This window comes from Streptosporangium sp. H13245 (genome assembly GCF_055690525.1).
The window spans coordinates 1-12,537 of record NZ_JBSZKT010000019.1 but is presented as its reverse complement, the minus strand read 5'-3'; the positions used below and the strand labels follow the sequence as shown (position 1 = coordinate 12,537).

Sequence of the window (12,537 nt, the reverse complement as noted above, 5' to 3'; positions counted from 1 at the left end):
ACGAAGAGGTTCGGGCGGTGTCACAGACTTGGGACATGTCTCGTCCTCCTTACGTGAACGGTGACGAAGCTCTCGCGGCGGAGTTCGCGGCCATCCGGCCACGGCTGGTCGGTGTGGCCTACGGCCTGCTCGGCAGCCTCGACGAGGCCGAGGACGTGGTGCAGGACGCCTGGTTCCGGCTGGGCGGGGCGGAGCGTTCGGAGATCGGGGACGTCACGGGCTGGCTGGTGGTCACAGTATCGAGACTCGCGCTGGACGTACTGCGTTCGGCACGCGTACGGCGCGAGGAGTACGTCGGGCCGTGGCTGCCGGAGCCGGTGGTCGGCGGGGGCGACCCCGCCGACAGGGTGACCCTGGACGAGTCGATGAGCCTGGCGATGCTGGTGGTGCTGGAGTCGCTCAGCCCGGCCGAACGCACCTCCTTCGTCCTGCACGACGTGTTCGGGCTGCCGTTCGGGGAGGTGGCGCGCGCGGTCGGGCGCTCCGCCGCCGCGTGCCGTCAGCTCGCCGCCCGCGCCCGCGCGCACGTCGCGGCGCGGGCGCCCCGCTTCGAGGTCGACGAGACCGAGCACCGCAGGGTGGTCGAGGCGTTCGCGCGGGTCGTCCGGGGCCGGGGTGACGGCGACGGCGACATCGGCGCGCTGATGGCGCTTCTCGATCCCGGCGTGGTGCTGCGCAGCGACGGTGGCGGGGTGGTGGGCGCGGCCCGCAGGCCGGTCCTCGGCTCCGACCGGGTGGGCCGCTTCGTGCTCGGGGTCGCCAGGAAGTACCGGGGCGCCGGGAGCCTGACGGTGACCACGGTCAACGGCCGGGCCGGGCTGCTGTGGGGGCGGGGCGACCGGCTCGCCGTCTACGGGCTCACCGTCTCCGAGGGCCGGATCACCGAGATCGACATCGTGATGAACCCGGAGAAACTAAGGAGTGTTCGATGAAAGAGCGGATGAACATCGGCGAGCTCGCCCCCGAGGCCTACCGGGCGATGCTGGGGCTGGAGAAGTACCTGGCCGACAGCGGGCTGCCGCACACCACGAAGGAGCTGGTCAAGCTACGGGTCAGCCAGATCAACGGCTGCGCCTTCTGCGTCGATATGCACTCCCACGACGCCAAGGCGGCCGGGGAGAGCGACGAGCGGCTGTTCTCCGTGGTGGCCTGGCGGGAGACGCCCTACTTCAGTGACGCCGAGCGGGCGGCCCTCGCCCTGGCCGAGGAGGCGACCCGGCTCAGCGACCGCGGCGAGACGGTGCCGGACGCGGTGTGGGAGGAGGCCGCCAGGCACTACGAGCCGGAGGTGCTGGCCGCGCTGGTCGTGGCCATCGCGACGATCAACGCGTGGAACCGGATCGCCGTCACCACCCGTATGGTTCCGGGAGCCCTGCGTAGCCAAAACGGTTGATCGAGAGGGGCGGGGCGGACTAGGTTTGGCTCGCACGGGTAACCGTGCGAGCCGGACGCGTGAGCATCCGGCGGAGCGGTGTCGTAGGACACGGAGCACGGTGAGCCCGGGAAGGAGGTTGGATCATGCGGCGACGCACCCGGATCGTCCGGCGGCGCCCGCGCCGCCCCGACCGCACCCCGGGTCTGGATCTGCGATCCCCCTCGGGACGCCCACTCCCCTATTGACCTGGGCTTTACGGCAGTCTTATGCGGCGCTCTGTAGATACTTCTGATAACGGAACCATCACGCCGGGGGGCTCAATGAAGAGACTTGTGGTCGTGCCACCATATGTCGCACGGCTCAAGATCAGGGACATTCGTTCCGCGACACGCCGCGGAGTGACCGGTGACGCCAAGGTCGTCGATCTCAGCGCCTACACGGGCCGCAATGTCCTGCGTTTCCCACGGACGAGCGGCCCCACGTCCGCCGCCTGACCCCTCGCCAGACCTTCTCGCGAAAGACCCGCCACGGCGGGTCTTTCTCCGTTCCGGCCCCGGGCTCCCCGTGGTTCTTCCCGGGGCGGCCCGGGTCACGGGTTCCGGAGGGTGGGACACCCGGGTCGCGAGGCGCCCGGACCCCGAAGTCACCTGATTGAATATCGCCTCATGAGCGAATTATCCGCGACCGAACGCACCCGGCACCGGCGCCTGCGGGAGAAGGGCCGCACCGACCGCGCCGCCCTGTACGAGGTGCTGGGCGCCGGATTCGTCTGCCACCTGGGAGTGATCTCGGGCGGGGTGCCCATGGTCGTCCCCACGGTCTACGGTTTCGACACCGACCACCTCTACGTGCACGGCTCGGTGGCCAGCCGGAGCCTGACCGGCCGGGAGCCCGCGCGGCGCCCCGCCGGATCCGAGGACGCGGGAGCCGACACCGACGCGGACGGACCGGACCCGGGCCTGGGGACGGTCTGTGTGACGGTCACCCACGTGGACGGCCTCATCCTGGCCAGGTCGGTGTTCGAGCACGGCGTCAACTACCGCTCCGCCATGGTCTACGGCGTGCCCAGGTCCCTGGAGGGCGAGGAGAAACTGGCCGCGCTGCGGATCCTGACCGAGCACGCCGCCCCCGGCCAGTGGGACTACGCCAGGCGGCCCAGCCGCAAGGAGCTCGCCGCGACGACGATCCTCGCGATCTCCCTGGCCGAGGCGTCGGTCAAGGTGAGTGCCGGGCCGCCCGACGACGGCGAGGGCCCCGACGCCGAGCTGGGGCTCTGGGCGGGCCGGCTTCCCCTGTCCACCACCTGGCTGGCCCCGGTCCCCGACCCGCTGCTCCCGGCCGGGATCGCCCCTCCCGACCACATCGCCGCCCGGACGGGCACCCGGGCCACCTGATCGGGGATCTCTCCCGCCAGAGCCTCCCGCCAGAAGGGAACGCTATGTTCCGGTCGTTATATTGGCGGCATGGAGACAGCCGCTCCGGCGCCGATGAACGGCCGCAGGGCCCAGGCCGCCCGTAACGACCAGGTGATCCTGGAGGCCGCCCGCGCGGTCTTCGTCGCCGACCCCGGCGCCCCGATCTCCGCGGTGGCCGAGCGGGCCGGGGTGGGCATCAGCGCGCTCTACCGCCGCTACGCGGGCAAGGAGGACCTGCTCCGCAGGCTCTGCTCGGACGGCCTGAGCCTCTACATCGCCGAGGCCGAGGCCGCCCTGACCGGCGAGAACGACCCGTGGGACGCCTTCGCCGGGTTCGTCCGCCGTGTCGTGGCGGCCGACAACCACGCCCTGGTGATCAATCTCGCCGGGACCTTCACTCCCGGCGAGGACTTACACCGCGCGTCCGAGCGCGCGAACGAGCTCACCGTACGGATCTTCGAGCGGGCCAGGGACGCGGGGGTGCTCCGCCCCGGCCTGGCCGTCGCCGACGTGGCGATGATCTTCGAGCAGATCGCCGGTCTCCACCTCGGCGACGAGGCCAGGACCTCCGAGATCAGGAACCGCTACCTGACCCTGGTCCTGGACGGCCTGCGCCTGACCTCCGCGGATCCGCTGCCCGGCCCGCCGCCCGGCGTCGAGGAGGTCAACCGGCGCTGGCGGGCCGGGTGAGACCGCGGGCGGCGGCCTTTCCCACCGGAATCAGATCATGACCGTCCGCCCGGAGACGACCTCGTGACGACCTGAACGACAGGCTGCCCGGAGGCGGTCTCCGGGCAGTCGCGGCCGTCACTTCTCGTCGGGGTTCTCCGGTGTCTGCGACAGCGCGCTGGCCGCGGCGGACTTCTCCGTGTCGCCCTGCTCGGGGTCCGACAGCGTCCTGGACGAGGCCGACGCCGCCTCGGCGCCGGTCTCCCCCTGGCTCTCCGGGGCCTGCGACAGCGCGCTGGCGGCGGCGGACTTCTCCTCCTCGGTCGCGTTGGGGTCGGCCAGTGTCTTGGCCGCGGCCGACGCCGCCTCGGAACCGGTCTGTCCGGAGTTGCTCGTCACGATCTCACCTTTCCTCGAACCGTATCCGCGTCCCTCGCCTCCCGGACCGGGCGGCGGGGCCGTGCGCACGACCTCACCACCGCCCGTGCCACGGCGGGTGCCGGCCCCTCACAAGGATCGGGCGCCCGCCGTTCCATCCGGTGATGGTGATGACGACAGCCCGGCTCGGCTACCCGGGGCGCCGGGTTCCAACCGCGAACTGTCCGGACTTGTGGTGACTCAACCGGCGGCGGTGTCGCGGATCCGGCCGTGGGCGTCGTGCGGGAGGTCGGCATAGTGCCACTGGTGGTCGCGGGCGTGCCTGCAGGCCGTCTCCAGGTCGCCGCGCTCGATCATCGCCAGCAGCTCGGCGTGGTCGCGGGCGATGTCGTGGAGGTTCACCCCGGTCGCGAGCATCGTGACCGACGTGCGCGCCTCGATCTGCAGGCCCTCCCAGGAGAGTCTGAGCAGCTCGTTGCGGGCGGCCTCGACGATGCGCCGGTGGAAGGACACGCTCGCCCGTACGGACGCCTCGCCGTCGCCCTCGTCGGCCGCGGCCCGCATCGCCGCCACGTCCGCTTCGAGCGCCTCCACCGGGACGGTCCCGGCGAGCAGGGCCAGCCGGACGGCCGTCTCCTCCAGCGCGGCCCGTACGACGTAGCTCTCCCTGAGCGTCTCGTGGACGAAGGGGCGCACGAAGGTGCCCCTGCGCGGCTGGGTCTCCACCAGCCGCATGACCTCCAGCTCGCGCAGCGCCTCGCGGACGGGTGCCTGGCTCGTGCCGTACGTCGCCGCGAGGCGCGTCTCCACCAGCCGCTCGCCCGGCCTGAACTGGCCGGAGACGATCCGGCTGACCAGCGAGTCGCGGATCTGCCGCGACAGCGTCAGCCTCGGCAGCATGGAGGGCTCCTCGGTCATGGAGCGCATCCTACCGAGTATCGATTCTCGCTCATCGATCCTCCCTTGACGCCGGGGTGAGACCCGACTTACGGTTCCGATAATCAATTATCGATAGTTAACCCGGTTGTAACAGGGGGTACGGACATGATGATCCAGGCCGTCCACGTGCCCGAGTCCGCGGAGGCCGTGGCGGTCCACTCGGCGAGGGGCGGCTGGATCATGGGCGGTGGCACCGTCGTGATGCCGCTGGTGAGCAGCGGGGCCGCGACCCGGAGCGAGCTGATCAGCCTGCGGAGGGCCGGGCTGGCGGGGATCGAGGTCCGCGACGGCGTGGCCAGGATCGGCGCAGCGGCCTCCCTGTCGTCCGTCGAGGAGCATCCCGGGCTCGGCTTCCTGCGCCCGGCGATGCGCACCATCGCCTCCCCCACGATCCGCAACCTGGCGACCGTGGGCGGCAACCTGTTCGTCGCGCAGCCGTACGGCGATCTGGCGGTCTGCCTGCTCGCCCTTGACGCGGTGTGCGAGATCGCGGGCCCCGGTGGGCGGCGCGACGCCCCGGTGGCCGACGTGCTCGCCTCGGGGGTGGCCGGGGGCGAGTTCGTCACGGCGGTGGTGGTGGCCCTGCCGGAGCCGGGGACCTGGTACTACCACAAGGCCATGCGCCGCAGGCTCAACTCGGCGTCCATCGTGACCGTCGCCTCCGTGACACGCACCGAGAACGGGGTGGTGACCTCGACCAGGATCGCCCTCGGCGGTGTCGCCCCGCGCCCGGTGCGCGCGGTGTCGGCCGAACGGCTGCTGCGGGGCCGCCCGCCGAGCCCCGAGGTCCTGACCGAGGCCGGTGAGGCCGCCCGTTCCGACGTGGCGCCCTTCGACGACGCCTACGCCAGCGCGTGGTACCGGGCGCGCGTCCTGCCCGTGCACCTGCGCCGGGCCCTCACCCGCTAGCGGTCCCCGCCATCACGCGCCCACCCCTCAGAAAGGGCCGGACAATGCCGTCACAGATCGTCTCGCTCGTCGTCAACGGCGAACCCCGGGAGTTCATCGCCAGGCCGGGCACCACACTCCTGGCGACCCTGCGCGACACGCTGGGGCTCACGGCGGCCAAGCGCGGCTGCGCGCAGGGAAGCTGCGGCACCTGCACCGTACTGGTCGACGACCGGCCCGTGACGGCGTGCCTGGTCTCCGTGGAAACGGTCTCGGGCCGCTCGGTCCGCACGCTTGAGGGGGTGGCCTCCGGCGGGGAGCTCGACGAGGTGCAGAGCGCCTTCGTCGACAACTTCGCCACCCAGTGCGGGTTCTGCACGGCGGGCATGATCATGGTCGCCGAGGCCCTGCTGGACCGCACCCCCGACCCGAGCCGGGAGGAGGTCGCCGAGGCGATCTCGGGCAACGTCTGCCGGTGCACCGGCTACCAGCCCATCATGATCGCCATCCTGGACGCGGCCAGACGCAGGCGCGGGGAGACCACGGGAAGCACGGGAAACGCGGAGACGGCGGCGTCGCGATGACCTACCGGCTCGCCCCCATCGACAAGGCCTCCTTCGCCGCCGAGCGCGAGGACGACTTCACCGTCATCGGCTCGGTCGTCCAGCGCTCCGACGCGCTGGGGCACGTCACCGGCAGGACCGAGTTCTTCGAGGACGTCGCCCCCCGGGGAATGCTGCACCTGAAGATGCACCGCTCGGCCCGCCACCACGCCAGGATCAGGGACGTCGACCTGACCGGCGCCCTCGCCGTGCCCGGCGTCACGCGGGTCCTCACCCACGCCGACATCCCGAACAACATCTACACCCCGCTCAAACTGATCGGCGTCGGGCCGGACGACGAGCCGATCCTGGCCGTGGACAAGGTCCGCTACCTCGGCGAGCCGATCTGCGCGGTGGTCGCCGAGTCCGAGGCGGCGGCCCTGGAGGGCGCGGCCAGAATCAAAGTCGGCTACGAGGACCTGCCCGCCGTCTTCGACGTCGAGGAGGCCCTGGCGGAGGGGGCGCCGCTGGTCAACGAGTACCACGGCCGCAACTTCTTCACGTACGAGGGACACCACTGCCGGCGGATCCGGTTCGGCGACGTGGAGAGGGCGTTCGGGGAGGCCGACCACGTCTTCGAGTGGCGCTACGAGTCCGCCCCGATCGAGCAGGCTCCCGCCGAGACCACCGGCTGCGTGGTGATCCCGCAGGCCGACGGCCGGTTGCGCATCCACTCCGACACCCAGGCGTGCTTCTTCACCCTCGACAACACCGCGCTGATCCTGGAGACCCCGTTCAACAGGCTGCGCGTCGTCGGCGGGACGGTCGGCGGGGGCTTCGGCGGCAAGGTCGACGTCGTCGTCGAGCCGGTCGCGTGCGTGGCCGCGATGGTGACCGACCGCCCGGTCAAGTTCGTCTACAGCAGGTACGAGGAGATGCAGGTCTCCTCGCCGCGCGCGGCCGAGCGCATCTACATCAAGGACGCCGTAATGGACGACGGCCGGATCGTCGGCCGCAAGGTCACGCTGTACGTCGACTCCGGCGCCTACGCCCGGCACACCCCGTACGGCACCACCAAGGCCGCCGCCCACCTGCCGGGACCGTACTCGATCCCGAACGTGTGGGCCGACTGCCACTGCGTGTTCACCAACCGCACGCCCTCCAGCGCGATGCGCGGGTTCGGCGTGACCATCGGCGACTTCGCGCTGGAGTCGCAGATGGACCGGATCGCCAGGGCCCTGTCCATGGACCCGCTGCGGCTGCGTCTCCTCAACGCCTACCGCGACGGGGACCTCAAGGCCCACCGCAAGGTCGCCGAGGGCACCGCCCTGGTCGAGGTGATCCAGAAGGCCGCGGAGATGTCCGGGCACGAGCTGCCCGAGGCGTACCGCCGGATGTCCTCGACGACGCGAGAGGGGCTGTAGGCCATGACCAGGCTGCGCGGGCGCGGATACGCGTCGGTGAACTACCCGACCGGCATGAACCTCGGCGGCGACCCCTCGCAGGCGCTGATCCACGCCACGACCACGGGCACCTTCGTGGTCACGCTGTCCTCGGTGGACCTCGGCCAGGGCATCAAGACGATCGCCGCGCAGTGCGCGGCCGAGACACTCGGCCTGCCGATCGGGAACGTCCTGGTCAACACCGCCGACACCGACACGGGTCCGCACTGCATGGGAACCTTCGCCAGCCGGGGCACCCACCGCGTCGGCAACGCCGTCATCATGGCGGCGGCCGAGGCGCGTGCCGTGATGCTGGAGGTCGCCGCCGAGGAGCTGGAGGTCGACGCCGGGGACCTGGAGACCGACGGCACCGGCGTCATCAAGCTCAGGGGCTCGGAGCAGCCGAGCATCCACATCACCGACCTGGCCCTGGCCGCGCACTTCAAGCACGGCCGGACGATCTCCGGGCGCGGCATCTTCCTCAAGGAGCCGAGCGTGCCGGTACCCGAGACGGGGGAGATGGACCCCGACTCGTGCCAGGCGCACGCGTGCACGGTCGCCGTCGTCGAGGTGGACGACGAGACCGGGGTGGTCGAGGTGCTGGAGTTGTACAACGCCTACGAGATCGGCCGGGCGCTCAATCCGGCCATGGCGACCCAGCAGGTCGAGGGCGGGGCCTGGATGGGCATGTCACACGCCCTGTTCGAGACCACCGAGCCCTACTACCCCCGGCGCGACCACGGGCCCCGCGACTTCGCCGACTATCTCATGCCGGGCCCGGCCGACATCCCCGTACAGCACAGCCTGTTCCTGGAACGCCCGGCGGGCAACGGCCCCTACGGCGCCAAGGGCATCGGCGAGATGACCGCCAACGCGCCGATCCCGGCCATCGCCAACGCCATCTTCGACGCGTGCGGCGTACGCGTCACGGCGATGCCCTTCACCCCCGAACGCGTCCTGCGCGGGCTGGACGCCCTGCGCGGGGGCACCTGAAAAACCCATCCGATCCGGAGGAACCGATAACCATGCTGAAAGTCGTCTCACTGCTCAAGCGCGCGGAGAACCTGTCCCACGAGGAGTTCGCGAAGTGGGTCGTGGAGGACCACGTCGAGTTCGCCAGGAGGCTTCCCGGGCTGCGCAAGTACACGGTGAGCGTCAGCAACGGCGAGGACGCGCCGTTCGACTCGGTGAACGAGCTCTACTTCGACGACGAGGACGCCCGCGCCGCCGCGTTCGGCTCCGAGCACGGCAAGGCCGCCGCGGCCGACGCCGCCGCGCACACCACCCAGCGGATCCACCTGCTCACGACCGAGCACGCGCAGTTGTGACGCCTCTCGGGGCCTCCCCGATGCCCTCCGGGGGCTCCCCGGCGCCCGGCGGGTTCTCCACGACGCCCGCCGGGGGTTCCCCGGTGTCCGGTATCTCCCCCGCGCCCGCCGGGGGTTCCCCGGTGTCCGGCGGGTTCTCCCCCGCGCCCGCCGGGCCCGCGCCCTCCTCGACGGGCCGCCTCCTGGACGAGCCCACGCTCGCCGCGGCGCTCGAACGGGAGGGGTACTTCGCCGACGAGGGACTCCGCACGGCCGTCCACCTGGCGCTGCGGCTGGGCCGGCCGCTGCTGCTGGAGGGGGAACCTGGCGTCGGCAAGACCGAGGTCGCCACGGTGCTCTCCCGCGTCGTCGGCCGGGAGCTCATCCGGCTCCAGTGCTTCGAGGGGCTGGACGCCGGGCAGGCGCTGTACGAGTGGGACTACCCCAAGCAGCTCCTGTGGGTCCGGGTGGCCGAGAGCCGGGGTCAGGAGGTCGGCGACCTCTACCGCGAGGAGTTCCTGCTGCGGCGTCCGCTGCTCCGCGCCCTGGAGGCCGACCGCGGCGCGGTCCTGCTGATCGACGAGATCGACCGCGCCGACAGCGAGTTCGAGGCGTTCCTGCTGGAGTTCCTGGGCGACTTCCAGATCACCGTCCCGGAGCTGGGCACCATCGGGGCGCGCACCCCGCCGATCGTGGTGCTCACCTCCAACCGGACCCGCGAGCTGCACGACGCACTCAAACGGCGATGCCTGTATCACTGGATCGCCTTCCCCGAGGTCGATCGCGAGCGGGCGATCCTGCGCGCGGCCGTACCGGGCCTGGAGGAGCGGGCGGCGGAGGGGCTGGTGCGCGCCGTCCAGCGGGTACGCGGGTTGCCGCTGCTCAAACGGCCCGGCATCGCCGAGTCCGTGGAGTGGGCCAGGGGCGCGGTCGCCCTGGCCGAGGGGGGCAGCCCGTGGCCCGTGGCCCTGCGCCGCGCCCTCGGCCTGCTCATCAAGGACGAGGAGGACACCCGGCTGCTCCTCGGTCACGCGGAGGAGCTGTTCGGCGATGCCTGAGCCCGCTCCTTTCCCGGGTGAGCCGCCCGGCGCACCCGAACCCACTCCCCGCGCGGAAACGCCGCCCGGCGCTCCCCTCGCGGGGAAACCGTCCGGCACCCCCGAACCCGCCCCTCTCACCGGAGGACCATCCGGCGCTCCCCTCGCGGAGGAACCGTCCGGCATCTCCGATCCCGCCCCTCTCACCGGAGGGCCATCCGGCGCTTCCCTCGCGGGGAAACCGTCCGGCACCCCCGAACCCGCCGTTCTCGCCGCACGTCACGTGTGGGGGTTCCTGTCCGCGCTGCGCGCCGCGGGCGTGACCACCGCGCTGCCCAAACAGGCCGACCTGCTGCGCGTCATCGGCGCGTCACCGCCACGCGACCTGACCGCCCTGTACTGGTACGCCCGGATCACCCTGCTGCACGACATCGGGGAGCTCGCCGCGTTCGACCAGGTCTTCACCGCGTGGTTCCGGCAGGACGGCCCCCCTGACGCCGTACCGCCGCCGCCCGCGGGAGAGAGCGACGTCCCCTCCCCCCAGGGGCCGGGCGAGGACGACCCCGCGCCGCGCGAGGTACTCCCCGGCGACGGTGTCGAGGCCAGCACGCTCAGCACGTACGGCAGGCGGGACTTCGACGCGGCCGACGACCGGTGGCGCCCGGTCACGCGGGCCCTGGAGTCCGCCTGGCCCGCCGTACTGCCCTCGACCCCGTCGAGGCGGCGGCGCCCGGCGCGCTCCGGCGACCGGCTGGACGTACGGCACGCCTGGCGGCGGGCGCACCGCCACGACGGGGAGATCATCGAGCTGCGCCGCCGGGCCCGGCCTCCGCGCCCGCGCCGCCTGCTCATCCTGGTCGACGTCTCGGGCTCGCTGCGGCGGCACACCCCCGACCTGCTCCGCCTGGCGCGCACGGCACTGCGCGCGGCGCCGGGCCGCACCGAGGTCTTCACCTTCGGCACCCGGCTCACCAGGATCACCTCCGCGCTGTCGCACCCCCACACGGGCCGGGCGCTGCGAGCGGTGTCCGAGCTGGTGACGGACGCCGACGGCGGCACCGCGATCGGGGCGGCGCTGCACGAGTTCCTGGGCGTCCCGCGGTTCGTGGCGCTCGCGAGGGGCGCGCTCGTGATCGTGCTCTCCGACGGGCTCGAACGCGGCGACCACGTCCCCATGGTCCGCGCGACCGCCCGCCTGTCCCGCCTGGGCCACCGGCTCGTCTGGTGGTCGCCGCTGGCGTGCTCCCCCGCCTACAGCCCGGTCACGCGCGCCATGGCCGCCCAGCTCCCCCACCTCGACCACCTCGGCGGCGTACGCGACCTGCCCACCGCCCTCGCGGAGGTCCGCCGCCTCCCGGCGGTCCTGTCCGGCCCCCGGCACGCCGCGGCCAGGCGGTGGCCCACCCCTCGACCCACGGGAACCCGCTCATGAACGACAGCACCACCCGCCCGGTCCCCGCCGGGATCGTCGACGCGCACCACCACATCTGGCGCGCCGCCGACCTGCCCTGGCTCAGCGGAGAGATGGTCCCGCGCATCTTCGGCCCCTACGAACCGATCCGCCGCGACTACCCGGTGTCCGAGTACGTCGAGGAGGCCACCGCCTGCGGCATCACCTCCGCGGTCTACGTCCAGGCCAACTGGCCGCTCGACCGTTCCCTGGACGAGGTGCGCTGGCTGCGCGAGACCCACGCCGAGACCGGCTGGCCCACGGCCGTGATCGGCTCCGCGGACCTCTTCGACGAGGGCGCGGCGGACGTGATGCGCCGCCAGGCCGCGATCACCCCCCTGATGCGGGGTACCCGGCTGCAGCTGCACTGGCACGAGCGGCCGGAGTTCCGGTTCGCCTCCGCTCCCGACCGCATGAAGGACCCCGTCTTCCGCCGTAACATCGCCTCGCTCGCCGACCTCGGCTGGCTGTTCGAGCTCCAGGTGTTCCCCGGCCAGATGACCGACGCCGCGAGCTTCGTCGACGACTTCCCCGACGTCACGTTCGTGCTGGTCCACGCGGGGATGCTCGACGACTTCGAGGCGTCCCGGGTGGCGGAGTGGAAGCGCGGCCTGAGACTGCTGGCCAAGCGGCCCAACGTCGTGGTGAAGCTCACCGGCCAGGGCACGTTCGTGCACCGCGTGGACCGCTCGCTGATCGAGACGGTCGCGGACACCTGCCTGGAGGCCTTCGGCTCCCACCGCTGCATGTGGGGGAGCAACTTCCCGATCGAGAAGCTCTGGACCGACCTTCCCACGCTGGTCTCCACCTGGCAGGAGGTCCTCTCCCACCGCTCCCCCCAGGTCGCCCAGAACGTGTTCGCCGCCACCGCCCGCCGGGTCTACCGCCTGTGAGGCCCCGTCCCGACGCCGCCCGTACTCGTCTCGTACGAAGAGTTCGCCTGGCTCACGATCAGGTGACGTCATCCAACTGTTCGGCCAACCGCTCCAGGCCGCCCCTGATGAGCCGCCCGTACTCGTCTCGTACGAAGAGTTCGCCTGGCTCACGATCAGGTGACGTCATCCAACTGTTCGGCCAACCGCTCCAGGCCGCCCC

At 72.1% G+C, this 12,537-nt stretch carries 14 protein-coding genes; 12 read left to right on the top strand and 2 right to left on the bottom strand.

The genetic code is table 11. The annotated features are described in order from the left end of the window. The first annotated feature begins 35 nt into the window (after positions 1-35). From sigJ to ACW9TB_RS24240, 4 genes are all read left to right on the top strand, one after another. Positions 36-932, top strand: a complete 897-nt coding sequence (sigJ, locus tag ACW9TB_RS24255; protein ID WP_472750355.1) for an RNA polymerase sigma factor SigJ — start codon at positions 36-38, stop codon at positions 930-932. Then, positions 929-1,393, top strand: coding sequence for a carboxymuconolactone decarboxylase family protein (locus ACW9TB_RS24250; protein ID WP_472750354.1), 465 nt, complete (start codon positions 929-931; stop codon positions 1,391-1,393). The genes sigJ and ACW9TB_RS24250 overlap by 4 nt, the downstream gene beginning before the upstream one ends. 647 nt (positions 1,394-2,040) lie before the next feature. After that, positions 2,041-2,769, top strand: a complete 729-nt coding sequence (locus ACW9TB_RS24245) for a pyridoxamine 5'-phosphate oxidase family protein (RefSeq protein WP_472750353.1) — start codon at positions 2,041-2,043, stop codon at positions 2,767-2,769. 69 nt (positions 2,770-2,838) lie between these two features. After that, positions 2,839-3,480: a TetR/AcrR family transcriptional regulator gene (locus tag ACW9TB_RS24240; RefSeq protein ID WP_472750352.1), complete on the top strand. Its 642-nt coding sequence runs from the start codon at positions 2,839-2,841 to the stop codon at positions 3,478-3,480. 117 nt (positions 3,481-3,597) lie between these two features. Here the strand turns inward: ACW9TB_RS24240 and ACW9TB_RS24235 are convergent, their stop codons facing one another. Further along, positions 3,598-3,858, bottom strand: a complete 261-nt coding sequence (locus ACW9TB_RS24235) for a hypothetical protein (RefSeq protein WP_472750351.1) — start codon at positions 3,856-3,858, stop codon at positions 3,598-3,600. Positions 3,859-4,077: 219 nt separating this feature from the next. Further along, entirely contained in the window at positions 4,078-4,755 is a 678-nt protein-coding gene (locus ACW9TB_RS24230; protein WP_472750350.1) for a GntR family transcriptional regulator, read from the bottom strand. 126 nt (positions 4,756-4,881) lie between these two features. On the opposite strand from ACW9TB_RS24230, the gene ACW9TB_RS24225 reads away from it, so the two are divergent. From ACW9TB_RS24225 to ACW9TB_RS24190, 8 genes are all read left to right on the top strand, one after another. Continuing rightward, complete coding sequence (locus ACW9TB_RS24225) at positions 4,882-5,685, top strand: FAD binding domain-containing protein (protein WP_472750349.1); 804 nt, start codon at positions 4,882-4,884, stop codon at positions 5,683-5,685. A gap of 44 nt (positions 5,686-5,729) precedes the next feature. Next, the gene (locus ACW9TB_RS24220) at positions 5,730-6,248 is read left to right on the top strand and encodes a (2Fe-2S)-binding protein (RefSeq protein WP_472750348.1); all 519 of its coding nucleotides are present in this window, start codon (positions 5,730-5,732) and stop codon (positions 6,246-6,248) included. Then, positions 6,245-7,630 (top strand): xanthine dehydrogenase family protein molybdopterin-binding subunit, encoded by a 1,386-nt coding sequence (locus ACW9TB_RS24215; protein ID WP_472750347.1) that lies wholly within the window; start codon positions 6,245-6,247, stop codon positions 7,628-7,630. The genes ACW9TB_RS24220 and ACW9TB_RS24215 overlap by 4 nt, the downstream gene beginning before the upstream one ends. Positions 7,631-7,633: 3 nt before the next feature. Next, the gene (locus ACW9TB_RS24210) at positions 7,634-8,641 is read left to right on the top strand and encodes a xanthine dehydrogenase family protein molybdopterin-binding subunit (protein ID WP_472750346.1); all 1,008 of its coding nucleotides are present in this window, start codon (positions 7,634-7,636) and stop codon (positions 8,639-8,641) included. 32 nt (positions 8,642-8,673) lie between these two features. After that, positions 8,674-8,976, top strand: coding sequence for an EthD family reductase (locus tag ACW9TB_RS24205; RefSeq protein ID WP_472750345.1), 303 nt, complete (start codon positions 8,674-8,676; stop codon positions 8,974-8,976). Positions 8,977-9,059: 83 nt separating this feature from the next. Continuing rightward, positions 9,060-10,013, top strand: a complete 954-nt coding sequence (locus tag ACW9TB_RS24200) for an AAA family ATPase (protein WP_472750344.1) — start codon at positions 9,060-9,062, stop codon at positions 10,011-10,013. Positions 10,014-10,275: 262 nt separating this feature from the next. Next, positions 10,276-11,424 (top strand): VWA domain-containing protein, encoded by a 1,149-nt coding sequence (locus tag ACW9TB_RS24195; protein WP_472750343.1) that lies wholly within the window; start codon positions 10,276-10,278, stop codon positions 11,422-11,424. After that, on the top strand, positions 11,421-12,335 hold the full coding sequence (locus tag ACW9TB_RS24190) for an amidohydrolase family protein (RefSeq protein ID WP_472750342.1): 915 nt from the start codon (positions 11,421-11,423) through the stop codon (positions 12,333-12,335). The genes ACW9TB_RS24195 and ACW9TB_RS24190 overlap by 4 nt, the downstream gene beginning before the upstream one ends. The last annotated feature ends 202 nt before the right edge of the window (positions 12,336-12,537 follow it).

Excerpts from the sequence above, each read along its gene's own strand:
- sigJ (WP_472750355.1), top strand. The coding sequence starts at position 36 with ATGTCTCGTCCTCCTTACGTGAACGGTGACGAAGCTCTCGCGGCGGAG.
- ACW9TB_RS24250 (WP_472750354.1), top strand. The coding sequence starts at position 929 with ATGAAAGAGCGGATGAACATCGGCGAGCTCGCCCCCGAGGCCTACCGG.
- ACW9TB_RS24245 (WP_472750353.1), top strand. The coding sequence starts at position 2,041 with ATGAGCGAATTATCCGCGACCGAACGCACCCGGCACCGGCGCCTGCGG.
- ACW9TB_RS24240 (WP_472750352.1), top strand. The coding sequence starts at position 2,839 with ATGGAGACAGCCGCTCCGGCGCCGATGAACGGCCGCAGGGCCCAGGCC.
- ACW9TB_RS24230 (WP_472750350.1), bottom strand. The coding sequence starts at position 4,755 with ATGACCGAGGAGCCCTCCATGCTGCCGAGGCTGACGCTGTCGCGGCAG.
- ACW9TB_RS24225 (WP_472750349.1), top strand. The coding sequence starts at position 4,882 with ATGATGATCCAGGCCGTCCACGTGCCCGAGTCCGCGGAGGCCGTGGCG.
- ACW9TB_RS24220 (WP_472750348.1), top strand. The coding sequence starts at position 5,730 with ATGCCGTCACAGATCGTCTCGCTCGTCGTCAACGGCGAACCCCGGGAG.
- ACW9TB_RS24215 (WP_472750347.1), top strand. The coding sequence starts at position 6,245 with ATGACCTACCGGCTCGCCCCCATCGACAAGGCCTCCTTCGCCGCCGAG.
- ACW9TB_RS24210 (WP_472750346.1), top strand. The coding sequence starts at position 7,634 with ATGACCAGGCTGCGCGGGCGCGGATACGCGTCGGTGAACTACCCGACC.
- ACW9TB_RS24205 (WP_472750345.1), top strand. The coding sequence starts at position 8,674 with ATGCTGAAAGTCGTCTCACTGCTCAAGCGCGCGGAGAACCTGTCCCAC.
- ACW9TB_RS24190 (WP_472750342.1), top strand. The coding sequence starts at position 11,421 with ATGAACGACAGCACCACCCGCCCGGTCCCCGCCGGGATCGTCGACGCG.